We start from the raw sequence: 13551 nt of genomic DNA, 5'->3' as shown, positions 1-13551 counted from the left end.
CAGGGCCTAGATCATCGGGTGGATCTGGAGCGTCTCGGTGCGGCCGGGGCCGACGCCGATCGCGGAGATCCTGGAGCCGCTCATCTGCTCCAGGGCCTTCACGTACGCCTGCGCGTTGGCGGGCAGGTCCTCGAAGCTCCTGGCACCGGTGATGTCCTCCTGCCAGCCGGGGAACTCCTCGTACACCGGCTTGGCGTGGTGGAAGTCGGTCTGGGTCATCGGGATCTCGTCATACCGGAGGCCGTCCACCTCGTAGGCGACGCAGACGGGAATCCTCTCCAGGCCGGACAGCACGTCCAGCTTGGTGAGGAAGTAGTCGGTGACGCCGTTGATACGGGTGGCGTACCGGGCGATGACCGCGTCGAACCAGCCGCAGCGGCGGTTGCGCCCGGTGGTCACCCCGTACTCGCCGCCGGTGGTGCGCAGCCACTCGCCCATCTCGTCGTCGAGCTCGGTCGGGAACGGACCCGAGCCGACGCGGGTGGTGTACGCCTTCAGGATGCCGATCACGCGGGTGAGCCGGGTCGGCGGGATGCCGGAACCCGAGCAGGCGCCGCCGCTCGTCGGGGAGGAGGAGGTGACGAACGGGTAGGTGCCGTGGTCGATGTCGAGCAGGTTGCCCTGGCCACCCTCCAGCAGCACGACCTTGCCCTCGTCCAGGGCCCTGTTGAGGATCAGCGAGGTGTCGGCGATGTGCGGCTTCAGGCGCTCGGCGTAGCCGAGATACTCGTCCAGGACCTTGTTCGCGTCGATCACCCGACGGTTGTAGATCTTGGTGAGGATCTGGTTCTTCTCGCCCAGCGCGACCTCGATCTTCTTCTGCAGGATGCCCGGGTCCAGCAGGTCCTGGACCCGCACGCCCATCCGGTAGATCTTGTCACCGTACGCGGGACCGATGCCGCGCCCGGTCGTGCCGATCTTGGCCTTGCCGAGGTAGCGCTCGGTGACCTTGTCGAGGGCCTTGTGGTGAGGCATGATCAGGTGCGCGTTGGCGGAGATCAGCAGCCGCTCGGAGGAGACCCCCCGGGCCTTGAGCCCGTCGATCTCGCTCAGCAGCACACCCGGGTCGATGACGACGCCGTTGCCGATCACGGGGACGACGTTCGGTGAGAGCACTCCGGTCGGCAACAGATGCAGCGCGTACTTCTGGTCGCCGATGACGACCGTGTGGCCCGCATTGTTGCCTCCCTGGTATCTGACGACGTAGTCGACCTGATCACCGAGCAGGTCGGTCGCCTTCCCCTTGCCCTCATCGCCCCACTGGGCACCAACGAGAACGACAGCCGGCATTGTGATTCTCCCACCGCAAAAACGAAAACCCCTGGCGCAATCGCTACAGGGGCTCTTGCGTGGTGAGAATACCCGACGGCGTCCGAAATGGGGATCTCCCACCTCGGGGCGAGAGATCCCACGGGCAGATCAAGGGGTGGATCGGGGCCGGATCAGCGACCGGTCAGCTCCTTGAACGCCTCGGCGCTGGAGTCCTTGAGGAACTGGAAACACCGCTCGGCCTCCTCCTTCTCCCCGATGCTCTGGGCGGCGCGGGCCAGTGCGTGCAGGCATCGCAGGAATCCCTGGTTGGGCAGATGCTCCCAGGGGATCGGGCCGTGCCCCTTCCAGCCCGCCCTGCGGAGCTGGTCCAGGCCTCGGTGGTAACCGGTGCGGGCGAAGGCGTACGACGTCACGGCGTGTCCCGCCGCGAAGTACTCGTCCGCGAGCGCCGCCCAGGCGGTCGGATAGGCGGGGAAACGCGCGGCGACATCGGATGGTTGGGCGCCGGACTCCAGTGCCTGTCGAGCTTCGGGCAGGTCCGGGAGCAGGGTGGGCGGCGGGCCGGCGAGAAGGTTCTCGTGCGATTCCATAGCGACAGTCCTATCTGGTGAACGCGTGCCAGGCCAAGATCGGCCCCGAAGACTTTCCGGAAGCCGATCTTGGCCTGGCGGGAACTCTCCGAACATCGACCAGTTTTACCCGGATCAAGATACTTTTTCCCTACGGAGAATTCCCGGCCGACGTTCGCTACCGGGCCATTAGGAGATCTTGGTACCCGCCGACTTGAGGTTCTGGGCGGCCTCGACGATGCGCGCCGCCATCGAGGTCTCGGCGGCCTTGCCGTACGAGCGGGGGTCGTACACCTTCTTGTTGCCGACGTCGCCGTCGACCTTGAGCACGCCGTCGTAGTTCCTGAACATGTGGTCGACGATCGGGCGGGTGAAGGCGTACTGCGTGTCGGTGTCGATGTTCATCTTCACCACGCCGTAGGAGATGGACTCGTGGATCTCCTCGAGTAGCGAGCCGGAGCCGCCGTGGAAGACCAGGTCGAACGGCCTCTCCTTGCCGTACTTGGCGCCGACCGCGTCCTGGATCTCCTTGAGCACGCTCGGGCGGAGCTTGACGTGGCCGGGCTTGTAGACGCCGTGCACGTTGCCGAAGGTCGCGGCGAGCATGTAGCGGCCACGCTCCCCCAGACCAAGCGCCTCGGCGGTCGCGAGGGCGTCCTCGGGGGTGGTGTAGAGCTTCTCGTTGATCTCGCCGACGACGCCGTCCTCCTCGCCGCCGACCACGCCGATCTCCACCTCAAGGACGATCTTCGCGCGGGCGGTCTTCTCGATGAGCTCCCTGGCGATCTCAAGGTTCTCGTCCAGCGGCACGGCGGAGCCGTCCCACATGTGTGACTGGAAGAGGGGATCCTCACCCCTGGCCACCCGCTCCAGGGAGATGTCGAGCAGCGGGCGCACGAAACCGTCCAGCTTGTCCTTGGGACAGTGGTCGGTGTGCAGGGCGATCGTCACGGGGTAGTTGGCCGCGACGACACGGGCGTACTCCGCCAGTGCCACCGAGCCGGTCACCATGTTCTTGACCGTGGTGCCGGAGAGGAAATCGGCACCGCCGGTCGACACCTGGACGATGCCGTCGCTCTCCGCCTCGGCGAACCCTCTGAGCGCGGCGTTGAGGGTCTGTGACGAGGTCACGTTGATGGCCGGATAGGCGAAACCTCCCGCCTTGGCCCGGTCGAGCATCTCGGCGTAGACCTCTGGGGTCGCGATGGGCATCGTGTCATCTCCTGGAGACGGCTGTGAACAGCTGGCACGGGGCTATGCGGACATTGCCCATGGACCAGTATTCCGGGTTCTTTCCCAACCGGATAGCTCCGCCACCACTTCGGTCCGCACAGATGTGTCCCCGGCGCGGTTACGGCGCCCACCGGCAGGAGATTTTCAGAGGACTCCGGATGCCCGCCGGTGCGGGATCTCTGGTGTGAACTGGGCGGATATAGCGGATCTCTTTGGTTTCCAGGTCTTCGGGGATGATCTGCCCGGTCAGTCATGAAATATCCTCACGAACCGCTAATCTCCACTATGTGGGACGCCACAGGTCTGACCCCATGGGTATCGCCCGCCTGGCCCTCGTCGGACTGGCGGCGCTGGCGCTCGTCGTCCTGATCGTGGTGGGGGTTCTCTCGCTGTTCGGCGGTCTCGGCTCCGGCACTGAGACGCCCCCGTCGGCCACCACCGCGTCACCGCCGGACGTCTCTCCTGCCGCCTCCGCCTCCGCCTCCGCCGAACGGGTTCCGACCGTCCTCGTCGAGTGCCTGCGGGAGCGCTGCCCCACGGTCTTCCTGAAGGTCACCGGGGGGGATGTGCTGCTCGACCGGGAGATGGTCAAGGACGAGCGGTTCCAGTCCTTCGATCCCAAGGTCGACGTCGTCCTGGCCGACTCCGCCGCGGTCCGTGTCCAGGTGAACGGGGCCGTCCGGTCACCCGGTGGGGCGGGGAAGCGCCAGGAGTTCACGGTCTCCCGCGACTAGGCCCGCCTCCGGCGGATCTCGCGGTGGCGAGAATCGGTCAGAGGGCGCGCGGAGGGCGCTCAGAGGGGGCGCGGAGGGCGCTCAGAGGGCGCCCTCGTGCGACGGAAGGTCGGAGCCGCTCTCGCTGTGGCGAGAATCGGTCGGCTAGTCCAGGCCGAGGTCGGCCAGGGTGTAGGCGGTCCGGTACGGAAGCCCGGCCTCGGCGATCGCCTGGGAGGCTCCCCGGTCCACGATCGTGGCGACCGCCACGACCTCGGCGCCCGCCGCGCGCAGCGCCTCCACCGCGGTCAGCGGGGATCCGCCGGTCGTGGAGGTGTCCTCCACCGCCAGCACCCGACGCCCCGCCACATCCGGCCCCTCGATCCGGCGCTGCATGCCGTGGGCCTTCTGTGCCTTGCGGACCACGAACGCGTCGAGCGTCCTGCCCCGCGCCGCCGCCGCGTGCAGCATGGCGGTCGCCACCGGGTCGGCGCCCAGCGTCAGCCCGCCGACCGCCTCGTAGTCGAGATCCTCGGTGAGGTCCAGCATGACCCGCCCCACCAGCGGTGCCGCCTGCCCGTCGAGGGTCACCCGGCGCATGTCCACGTAGAAGTCGGCCTCCTGGCCCGAGGACAACACGACCTTGCCGTGCACCACGCCCTTGCCCTTGATCTCTGTCAGCAGGTTCTCGTGATCGCTCATGGCACCAAGGTTAGGGCGGTCCGGAAGGCCACCGGATCCGGGGCCACCGAGGAACGGCGCCGATCCGGCCCCCGGGTGGCAAAAGTGCGATCCGGGTTTACGCACGGCGCGGACTGCGGGATTATCCGGCAGGCAACTCCGGGTAATGGTGAGGTCACAATGAGTGTGAAAACATCTCAAGGCGACGCTGAACTGCTGGCTGCCACCAGGAACGGCGACGTGGCCGCCTACTGGGTGCTCCACCAGCGGCACGCTCCCGCGGCGTACGCACTGGGTCGTCTGCTCCTCCCCGGCGAGAGCGGGGTCGAGGGGGTCGTGGAGGAGGCGTTCGCGACGGTCCACCACGTGATCGATCAGGGAGACGGCCCGGAGCAGGCGTTCCGCGTCCACCTGCTCACCGCCCTCCGCCGTATCGTCGGTGATCTCTCCGACGCGGCGGATCTGGAAGGCTCGCCGGTGGCCAGGGCTTTTCGCGCCATGCCCGAGAGGTGGCAGCTCGTCCTGTGGCACGCCGAGGTCGAGAGGGCCAGGCTCGACGACACCGGACTCCTGCTCGGCCTGACCGTAAACGGGGCGGCCGCGCTCGCCTACCGGGCACGGGAGGGGATGCGCCAGGCGTGCCTGCGCATCCACCTGGCCGAGACGGCCGCACCCGAGTGCCGGCCAGTACTGGCCAGGCTGGGCCCCTACATCCGCGGTGACCTGGCCGGGGAACAGAGCAGGATAGTGGGCGAGCACCTGGACGGCTGCTCGGGCTGCCGCGCGGTGCTCACGGAACTGACCGGCATCGGCCAGAGCATTCGCTCCGTCATCGGTCCGCTCATCGTCGGTCCCGCGTTCCCCGCCTATCTGGCGGCGCTCGGCAGGATGGGTGTCACGACGGGGGGCGGGCTGCCCGGCCGCTGGCGGCAGGTTCCCCGATCCGTGCGGCGTGCCGTCGTGGCCGGTGCGGCCGTCACCGCGGTCGCGGTGGCGACCGCACTCGTGCTGGTGTCGGCCGAAGAGTCCGTGCTCCCACCGAGCGCGGCCTCCGAGCCGATCGTCATGGCCCCGGCGCCGGCTCCCTACGGCCCGCGGGAGTCGTCGCCGGAGATCCCAGGAGCCGTACCGCCCCCCTCCGGGCAGGCGCAGGCGACCGGCGGGGGCAGCGGTACCGAGTTGTCCGAGGCCAGGCCAGGAACGGCGGGAACGGCGGGAACGGCGCAGGGTGGCCGGTCGGGCTCCTGGCTCGCGCCCCGCCTGGTGGCCAGGATCGACGCGCTCGGTGCCCTGATCAGGTCCGAGGCCGGCATCGTGGCGGTGCGGCTGCGCAACGCGGGTCGTGGACAGAGCGAGGAGGTCGTCGCCGACGTCGGGCTGCCACGAGGCGTGACGCTGCCGTCCGGATCCCGCGGGGGACACTCCGCCGGTGCCGTCACCCCGGTCGGCACGGTCGACGGCTGGTCCTGCCGGGCGTGGAACCGAGGTGCCCGCTGCGTCCGCGGTCCGCTGCCGCCGGGCCGGGCCACGGCGGTCTTCCTGAGAGTCCTGGTGTCGGACGACGCGGCCTACGGGGCGGTGCCCTCGGTCACGGTCTCCACGGCGGGGACGCGGGTGGCGGCCAGGTCGCGCAGCGGCGTACGGGCGCGGGGCGCCCCGGCACGGTTCGCCACCGACGGCCGGGTGGCCGTCTCCGCGATCGGAAACACCCTGCTGAGCTGCGCGCCCTCGGAGCCCGGATGCGAGGCCGCCCGCGCGGGGCAAGGCAACAGACGCGACAACAACAGTTGGGAGATGCGGCCCCTCGATCGTGACGGGGATCCGTCGACGAGCTCGTCGAGCGCCGCCCGGCTCGTCCTGCCGGCGGCCAGCAAGGTGGTCTGGGCGGGACTCTACTGGTCGGCGAGCGCGCCCCCCAGCGTGCGGATCAAGCTCAAGGTGCCAGGGGAAGAGGAGTACCGGCAGGTCAGGGCCGCGCGGGTGGTGGAGCGAGAGCTGCCGGTGGGGCGGGGCTACCAGGCGTTCGCCGATGTGACGCGACTGCTGGGCAGGGCTCGCGGGACGTACTGGGTGGCCGACGCCTCGATACGGCCGGGCATCTCGCGCCATGCCGGATGGAGCCTGGTGGTCATTGTGGCCGACCCGCGCAGACCGTACAGCCAGGCCGTCGTGGTCGACACCGCGACGGTGCTGGACCCGGGGCATCGCTCGGTGCGGATACCGCTCGGTGGGCTGACGCCCACCGACGCGCCCGTGAAGATGGCCCTGGTGACCTGGGAGGGTGACGCGGGCGTCGCGGGTGATCGGGTGAGGCTCGGTGGCCGGACCCTGCGGCCCGCCGGACGGGGACGGGACCCGGGTAATCCCTTCGATGGATCCGCCGCCGGGGCGAGGGGCACCGGCACTACCTTCGGCACGGACGTGGATCACTTCCGGGCACGCCTCGGCCACGCCCCGGTGCTGGAGCTCGGCACGCGCCAGGACGTCCTGCTTTTCGGCGTGGCGGTGGTGAGCGTGCGGACCGCTCCGTGACGGCGCGTGTGGCCCGCTCCGTGACGGCGCGTGTGGCCCGCAGGCTACGGGGAGAAATGCCAGGCCTCCTGTGCGACGGAGGCCTGGTGCGGGACTTCGGGAAATGGATGGCGGAGTAACACCTCGCGGAGGGGGTTGACGAACGGGACAAACTGGTACGGTCTGCGTAAATGGTCCGGCGTATGGTCGAGCGCGGGTGGAATCGTGGGGATTCACCCTCGGATGGTCAGCCGCTTGATTACCCTGAGGAAGGGCCGTCTGTCTGGGCTCTTTCGGGCTTGTCTGAGCCAGAGGATCGGGCCACGTAGGAAGGGCGGTGTCAAGTGGATCGTTGCGCGCTGTTCGTGGACGCCGGTTACCTGCTGGCCGACGGCGCGATGGCGGTGCACGGAACCCGCCACCGCGAGGCGGTCTCCTGGGATTACCCGGGGCTGCTCCAACTGCTCAACAAGCTGTCGAGAGAGCGCACCGGCCTGCCGCTGCTCCGCTGTTACTGGTACGAGGCGACAGTGGAGGGCCGGCGCACTCCCGAGCACGACACGCTGGCCGACATCCCCGGCCTCAAGCTCCGCCTGTCGCGCATCCGCCCCGGCCGCCGTGAGGGCGTCGACGCTCAGGTCCACCGTGACCTGATGACGCTGGCCCGCAACGGCGCGGTCTGCGACGCGGTCGTGGTCAGCGGCGACGAGGACCTGGCGCAGGTCGTCTGCGACGCCCAGGATCTCGGCGTCCGGGTCACCGTGGTGCACATCAGCGCCGACGGCAGCTGGGCCGTCTCCCGCACGCTGCGCCAGGAGTGCGACGACCTGATCGAGATCGGGGCCGGCCAGCTGCGGCCCCACGTCAGCCTGATCGGCGACGAGGCACCGCCCCAGGCGGTCAACGGCCATCAGCACGGCACCAACGGCCGCTCCGTCACAGCCCGCGGCAGCAACGGCTCCCCGGTCACCAGTCCCGTCCCCGCGGTCCAGACACCCCGCGCGGCCCACGCCCAGCACGCGCTGCCGTCGGCCTATTCGAGCTACACCCAGGAGTCGCCGGTCACCCCGGCCACCCCAATCGCCCCGCCACTCCAGACGCCCCCACTCCAGACGCCCCCACTCCAGACGCCGCCACTGCAGACGCCGCCACTCCAGGCGCCCCCACTCCCGCACGCCTCCGCGCCGCCGCACGCCGCCAACGGTTCGACCGGCCCGCTGCCGCCGGCCCCGCAGTACTCGCTGGGCAACACCGGCGGCATGCCGAGCTACCAGGCGTCGCAGATGGGTGCCTACACCGGCCCTCAACCGGCCCCCGTGCCCATGCAGAGCGCCGGAACCGGTGCCGCGACGACCCTTTCCGACGCGGTGAAGGCCGCGCACAAGGAAGGCCACGACTTCGGCGAGTCCGTCGCCAAGGACGCGCCCGCCCTGTGGCTGGAGGCGGTCCTCGCCCGCAAGCCCCGGATGCCCTCCGACCTGGAGGCACGTCTGCTCCAGGGCTCCTCCCTGCCGATCGACTTCCTGCTGCACGACGAGGTCCGCCATGCCCTGCGCCGTGGCTTCTGGGACGCCCTGGAGCGCGCCCGCCGTTGAGGCGGGCCGGATCGAATCCGCGCGTCGGAAACGCCCGGCCGCGCTGTCGGGGAACGCCCGTCAGATGAGGGCGTCGAAGCCGGCGCGCAGGTGGTTGAGGCGATTGGCCAGGTCCGACACCGGGCCCGCGAGGCTGGAATCGCCGTTCCTGCGAGCCAGCTCGGCGACCCGGGAGAGCACGTCCTCGACCGCGGTCAGGCGCTTGGACAGCTCGGGCAGCACGGTCGCCTGGTCGGCCGCCTCACCGGGCGGCAGCTCCGTGCCGAGGCGTTCGCGGAGCATGACGGCCTGCTCCGCCAGCCTGCGGTTCATGTTGTAGAGCTCCACGAACACCGCGACCTTGGCCCGAAGCACCCAGGGGTCGAAGGGCTTGGTGAGGTAGTCGACGGCGCCCGCCGCGTAGCTGCGGAAGGCGTAGTCGGGCGCGCTGTCGACCACGGTCAGGAAGATGATCGGGATGTTGCGGGTGCGCTCGCGGCGCTTGATGTGGGCCGCCGTCTCGAACCCGTCCATGCCCGGCATGCGGACGTCGAGCAGGATCAGCGCGAACTCCGTGCCGAGCAGGGCCTTCAGCGCCTCCTCCCCCGACTTCGCCCGGACCGGTATCAGATCGAGCGAGCTGAGGATGGCTTCCAGCGCGATCAGGTTCTCCTCCCGGTCGTCCACCAGGAGGATCTTGGCTCTGTCCGGCATCGGTCACACGCCTTCGTTGGAGTCGCCGGCCGGCTTGCCCCTGGTCAGCCAGCCGCGTAGCCGTTCCAGCAGACGGTCGACGTCCACCGGCTTGGGCACGTAGTCGGAGGCGCCGGATGCGATGCTCTTCTCCCGGTCGCCTCGCATGACCTTAGCGGTCAGCGCGATGATCGGCAGGTCCGCGAACTGGGGCATCCGGCGGATCGCGGAGGTGGTGGCCCAGCCGTCCATCTCCGGCATCATGATGTCCATCAGGACGAGGGCGACGTCCTCGTTGCGTTCCAGCTGCTCGATGCCCTCGCGGCCGTTCTCCGCGTAGATCACCGTGGAGCCGTAGCGTTCGAGCACGCTGGTCAGGGCGAACACGTTGCGGATGTCGTCGTCCACGATCAGGATCTTCGCCCCGGTCAGCGGGTCGTCGCCCTTCCACGGCTTACCCTCGACCTGCGGGAAGTGCGGCAGGGGCATGTCGTCGCCCCGGGTCAGTTCCGGCAGGTCGTCGGAGCCTTCGAGCACGCCGATGAGCGCCCGGTTGCGGGGAGAGGCGCTGGGGGCGCTCGCCCCGCCGTCGCGTGAGGCCAGCGGGCCGCCGTAGGACGGCGGTAGGTAGAGGGTGAAGGTGCTGCCCTCGCCGACCTTGCTGACCACGTGGATCTCACCGCCGAGCAGGCGGGCGATCTCGCGGCAGATGGACAGGCCCAGACCCGTCCCGCCGTACTTCCGGCTGGTGGTGCCGTCGGCCTGGCGGAACGCCTCGAAGATGACCTCCAGCTTGTCGGAGGCGATACCGATGCCGGTGTCGACCACCTCGAAGGCCAGGATGCCGTCGGCGCCGCGCAGAGTGTCGTCCACGAAGGCGACGGAGCGACCGGCGTGGATCACGTGCAGCCGTACCTCACCCTTGGGGGTGAACTTGATCGCGTTGGAGAGCAGGTTGCGCAGCACCTGCTGGAGACGTTGCTCGTCGGTGCGGAGCTCCTGCGGTATCGACGGGTCGACCTCGACGGTGAACGACAGGCCCTTGTCCTGGGCCAGCGGGGCGAAGGTGGCCTCGAAGTAGTCGACGAGCTTGGGCAGGGAGATCTGCTGGGGATGGATGTCCATCCGCCCCGCCTCGACCTTCGACAGGTCGAGGATGTCGTTGATCAGCTGGAGCAGGGCCGAGCCGGCGCCGTGGATCGTCCTGGCGAACTCCACCTGCTGGGCGGTGAGGTTGCCGTCGGCGTTCTCGGTGAGCAGCTTGGCCAGCACGAGGAGGCTGTTCAGCGGGGTGCGCAGCTCGTGGGACATGTTGGCGAGGAACTCGGACTTGTAGCGCGAGGAGACCGCGAGCTGCTCGGCACGCTCCTCCAGGGTGCGCCGGGCCTGCTCGATCTGGAAGTTCTGGATCTCGATGGCCCGGTTCTGCTTGGCCAGCAGCGCCGCCTTGTCCTCCAGTTCGGCGTTGGAGCGGCGCAGCTCCTCCTGCTGGCGTTGGAGCTCGTCGGAACGCTCTCGTAGCTCGGTGGTCAGGCGCTGCGACTCGGTCAGCAGGTCCTCGGTACGGGAGTTGGCGATGATCGTGTTCATCGTGACACCGATGGTCTCGACGAGCTGGTTCAGGAAGTCGTGGTGGATCTCGCTGAACTCGCTGAACGAGGCCAGTTCCAGTACGCCGAGCACCTGGGTCTCGAACAGGACCGGCAGCACGACGATCTGCGCGGGTGTGGAGGTGCTGAGGCCGGTGCCGACGGTCAGGTAGCGGGCGGGCACGTTGCCGAGGATGATCCCCCTGCCCTCCAGCGCGGCCTGGCCCACGATGCCCTCGCCGGTGGCGAACCGCTGCCGAGGACCCTTGCCGGGACGTATGCCGTATCCGGCGATGAGGTGCAGGTCGTGGTCGCCGGTGGGTTCGGCGAGGTAGAAGGCGCCGTAGTGAGCCGACACCAGCGGGGTCAGCTCGCTCATGATGAGCTTGGCGACCTCCATCAGGTCGCGATGGCCCTGCATGAGGCGGGAGATCCTCGCCAGGTTGGACTTCAGCCAGTCCTGCTCCTGGTTGGCGGTGGTGGTGTCGCGCAGCACCGCCACCATCATGTTGATGTTGTCCTTCAGCTCGCCGATCTCACCCTCGGCGTCGACGGTGATGGAGCGGGTCAGGTCGCCGGTGGCGACGGCGGTGGTGACCTCGGCGATGGCGCGCACCTGGGTGGTGAGGCGCGCGGCGAGCTCGTTGACGTTCTCGGTGAGGCGCTTCCAGATGCCCTCGGCGCCCTCGACGCGGGCCTGGCCGCCGAGCTGGCCCTCCGAGCCGACCTCGCGGGCGACCCGGGTGACCTCGGAGGCGAAGGAGGACAGCTGGTCGACCATGGTGTTCATCGTGGTCTTCAGGGCGAGGATCTCGCCCTGGGCGTTCACGTCGATCTTGCGGGTCAGGTTGCCGGACGCGACGGCGGTGGTGACCTCGGCGATGTTGCGGACCTGGTAGGTCAGGTTGTTGGCCATGGAGTTGACGTTGTCGGTGAGGTCCTTCCAGACGCCGGAGACGCCGCGGACCCGGGCCTGGCCGCCGAGCTGGCCCTCGGTGCCGACCTCGCGGGCGACCCGGGTGACCTCGTCGGCGAACATCGACAGCTGGTCGACCATGGTGTTGAGCGTGTCCTTGAGCTGGAGGATCTCGCCCTGGGCGTCAGCGGTGATCTTCTTGGACAGGTTGCCCTGGGCCACCGCGGTGGACACCGCGGCGATCTGACGCACCTGGGTGGTCAGGTTGTTGGCCATCACGTTGACGTTGTCGGTGAGGTCCTTCCAGGTGCCGGAGACGCCGGGCACCTGGGCCTGGCCGCCGAGCTGGCCCTCCGAGCCGACCTCGCGGGCGACCCGGCTCACCTCGGAGGCGAAGGAGGACAGCTGGTCGACCATGGTGTTGATCGTGGTCTTCAGGGCGAGGATCTCGCCCTGGGCGTTCACGTCGATCTTGCGGGTCAGGTCGCCGTTGGCGACGGCGGTGGTGACCTCGGCGATGTTGCGGACCTGGTAGGTCAGGTTGTTGGCCATGGAGTTGACGTTGTCGGTGAGGTCCTTCCAGACGCCGGAGACGCCGCGGACCCGGGCCTGGCCGCCGAGCTGGCCCTCGGTGCCGACCTCGCGGGCGACCCGGGTGACCTCGTCGGCGAACATCGACAGCTGGTCGACCATGGTGTTGAGCGTGTCCTTGAGCTGGAGGATCTCGCCCTGGGCGTCAGCGGTGATCTTCTTGGACAGGTCGCCCTGGGCCACCGCGGTGGACACCGCGGCGATCGCGCGGACCTGGGTGGTCAGGTTGCCCGCCATCACGTTGACGTTGTCGGTGAGGTCCTTCCAGACGCCGGAGACGCCGCGCACCTGGGCCTGGCCGCCGAGCTGGCCCTCGGTGCCGACCTCGCGGGCGACCCGGGTGACCTCCTCGGCGAACGCCAGCAGCTGGTCGACCATCGTGTTGACGGTGTTCTTCAGCTCGAACATCTCGCCGACCGCGTCGACGGTGACCTTGCGGCTCAGGTCGCCCCGCGCGACCCCGGTGGTCACCGCCGCGATGTCGCGGACCTGCGCCGAGACGCGGCTGGACATGGTGTTGACGGCCTCGGTGAGGTCGCGCCAGCTTCCCGCCATGCCGCGCACCTGTGCCTGGCCGCCGAGCTGGCCCTCGGTGCCGACCTCGCGGGCGACCCGGGTCACCTCGGAGGTGAACATCGACAGCTGGTCGACCATGCCGTTGATCGCCTTGCCGAGGCGGCGCACCTCACCTCTGGCAGCGCGGTCGAGGTCGATCCGGCGGGACAGGTCACCCTTGGCCACCGCGTCGATCACGTCCGCCGCCCCGCTGACCGGGCCGACGAGCGCTTCGATCAGCGAGTTGACCGAATCGACGCTCTCCGCCCACGAGCCCACGCCGGGACCGGGGCTGAGGCGCTCGGCGAAGCGGCCCTCCTTCACCACCTCGCGGCGGACCCTGTGCAGCTCGTTGGCCAGATGCTCACGGCGGTCGGCCACTTCGTTGAGCAGCAGCCGGATCTCGCTGAGGATTCCCGGCGGGGCGTGTGGCACCCGGCGGCGGAAATCGCCGTCGCGCCAGGTGATCAGCGTCTGCAGGATCGGTCGTAGGTCCGATTCGCTGTAACGTCGCTCCTCGACGTCGGGCACGGTGTTGACCGTGGTCATATGACCTCCTTGACTCCCGGGGGCGCAGCCGCGAGTCACCCCAGTCTGTCACGGTGCGCATTGTGTAGTCCCACCTTCGATTCACCCCATGTCAACGGGAAGTGT

General features: G+C 69.3%; 9 protein-coding genes. 3 read left to right on the top strand and 6 right to left on the bottom strand.

Features of this window, described 5'->3' with window-relative positions; translation table 11 throughout:
• Window positions 1-6: 6 nt before the first annotated feature.
• From OIE13_RS29200 to fbaA, 3 genes are all read right to left on the bottom strand, one after another.
• On the bottom strand, window positions 7-1290 hold the full coding sequence (locus OIE13_RS29200; protein ID WP_326646501.1) for an adenylosuccinate synthase: 1284 nt from the start codon (window positions 1288-1290) through the stop codon (window positions 7-9).
• Between the two features lie 152 nt (window positions 1291-1442).
• On the bottom strand, window positions 1443-1862 hold the full coding sequence (locus OIE13_RS29195; RefSeq protein ID WP_326646502.1) for a DUF3151 domain-containing protein: 420 nt from the start codon (window positions 1860-1862) through the stop codon (window positions 1443-1445).
• A 168-nt stretch (window positions 1863-2030) separates the two neighbouring features.
• On the bottom strand, window positions 2031-3053 hold the full coding sequence (gene fbaA / locus OIE13_RS29190) for a class II fructose-bisphosphate aldolase (protein ID WP_326646503.1): 1023 nt from the start codon (window positions 3051-3053) through the stop codon (window positions 2031-2033).
• Between the two features lie 332 nt (window positions 3054-3385).
• Between fbaA and OIE13_RS29185 the strand changes: the two genes are divergently transcribed.
• Window positions 3386-3808 (top strand): hypothetical protein, encoded by a 423-nt coding sequence (locus tag OIE13_RS29185; RefSeq protein WP_326646504.1) that lies wholly within the window; start codon window positions 3386-3388, stop codon window positions 3806-3808.
• Window positions 3809-3952: 144 nt separating this feature from the next.
• Here the strand turns inward: OIE13_RS29185 and pyrE are convergent, their stop codons facing one another.
• Entirely contained in the window at window positions 3953-4489 is a 537-nt protein-coding gene (gene pyrE / locus OIE13_RS29180; RefSeq protein WP_326646505.1) for an orotate phosphoribosyltransferase, read from the bottom strand.
• Between the two features lie 159 nt (window positions 4490-4648).
• On the opposite strand from pyrE, the gene OIE13_RS29175 reads away from it, so the two are divergent.
• Window positions 4649-7000, top strand: coding sequence for a zf-HC2 domain-containing protein (locus tag OIE13_RS29175; protein ID WP_326646506.1), 2352 nt, complete (start codon window positions 4649-4651; stop codon window positions 6998-7000).
• Window positions 7001-7323: 323 nt separating this feature from the next.
• Window positions 7324-8574, top strand: coding sequence for an NYN domain-containing protein (locus OIE13_RS29170; protein WP_326828997.1), 1251 nt, complete (start codon window positions 7324-7326; stop codon window positions 8572-8574).
• 60 nt (window positions 8575-8634) lie between these two features.
• Here the strand turns inward: OIE13_RS29170 and OIE13_RS29165 are convergent, their stop codons facing one another.
• The gene (locus OIE13_RS29165) at window positions 8635-9267 is read right to left on the bottom strand and encodes a response regulator (protein WP_326646508.1); all 633 of its coding nucleotides are present in this window, start codon (window positions 9265-9267) and stop codon (window positions 8635-8637) included.
• 3 nt (window positions 9268-9270) lie between these two features.
• Window positions 9271-13446: a HAMP domain-containing protein gene (locus OIE13_RS29160; protein WP_326646509.1), complete on the bottom strand. Its 4176-nt coding sequence runs from the start codon at window positions 13444-13446 to the stop codon at window positions 9271-9273.
• Window positions 13447-13551: the final 105 nt, after the last annotated feature.

The sequence above is a fragment of the Streptosporangium sp. NBC_01810 genome, from assembly GCF_035917355.1.
Classification (GTDB): Bacteria; Actinomycetota; Actinomycetes; order Streptosporangiales; family Streptosporangiaceae; genus Streptosporangium.
Note: the sequence above shows the minus strand (reverse complement) of the source record. Positions and strands in the feature narration are given on the sequence as shown.

Bases quoted from the DNA above. Each gene is read 5' to 3' on its own strand.
- OIE13_RS29165 (WP_326646508.1), bottom strand. From the start codon at position 9,267: ATGCCGGACAGAGCCAAGATCCTCCTGGTGGACGACCGGGAGGAGAAC.
- OIE13_RS29195 (WP_326646502.1), bottom strand. From the start codon at position 1,862: ATGGAATCGCACGAGAACCTTCTCGCCGGCCCGCCGCCCACCCTGCTC.
- OIE13_RS29175 (WP_326646506.1), top strand. From the start codon at position 4,649: ATGAGTGTGAAAACATCTCAAGGCGACGCTGAACTGCTGGCTGCCACC.
- pyrE (WP_326646505.1), bottom strand. From the start codon at position 4,489: ATGAGCGATCACGAGAACCTGCTGACAGAGATCAAGGGCAAGGGCGTG.
- OIE13_RS29200 (WP_326646501.1), bottom strand. From the start codon at position 1,290: ATGCCGGCTGTCGTTCTCGTTGGTGCCCAGTGGGGCGATGAGGGCAAG.
- fbaA (WP_326646503.1), bottom strand. From the start codon at position 3,053: ATGCCCATCGCGACCCCAGAGGTCTACGCCGAGATGCTCGACCGGGCC.
- OIE13_RS29185 (WP_326646504.1), top strand. From the start codon at position 3,386: ATGGGTATCGCCCGCCTGGCCCTCGTCGGACTGGCGGCGCTGGCGCTC.
- OIE13_RS29160 (WP_326646509.1), bottom strand. From the start codon at position 13,446: ATGACCACGGTCAACACCGTGCCCGACGTCGAGGAGCGACGTTACAGC.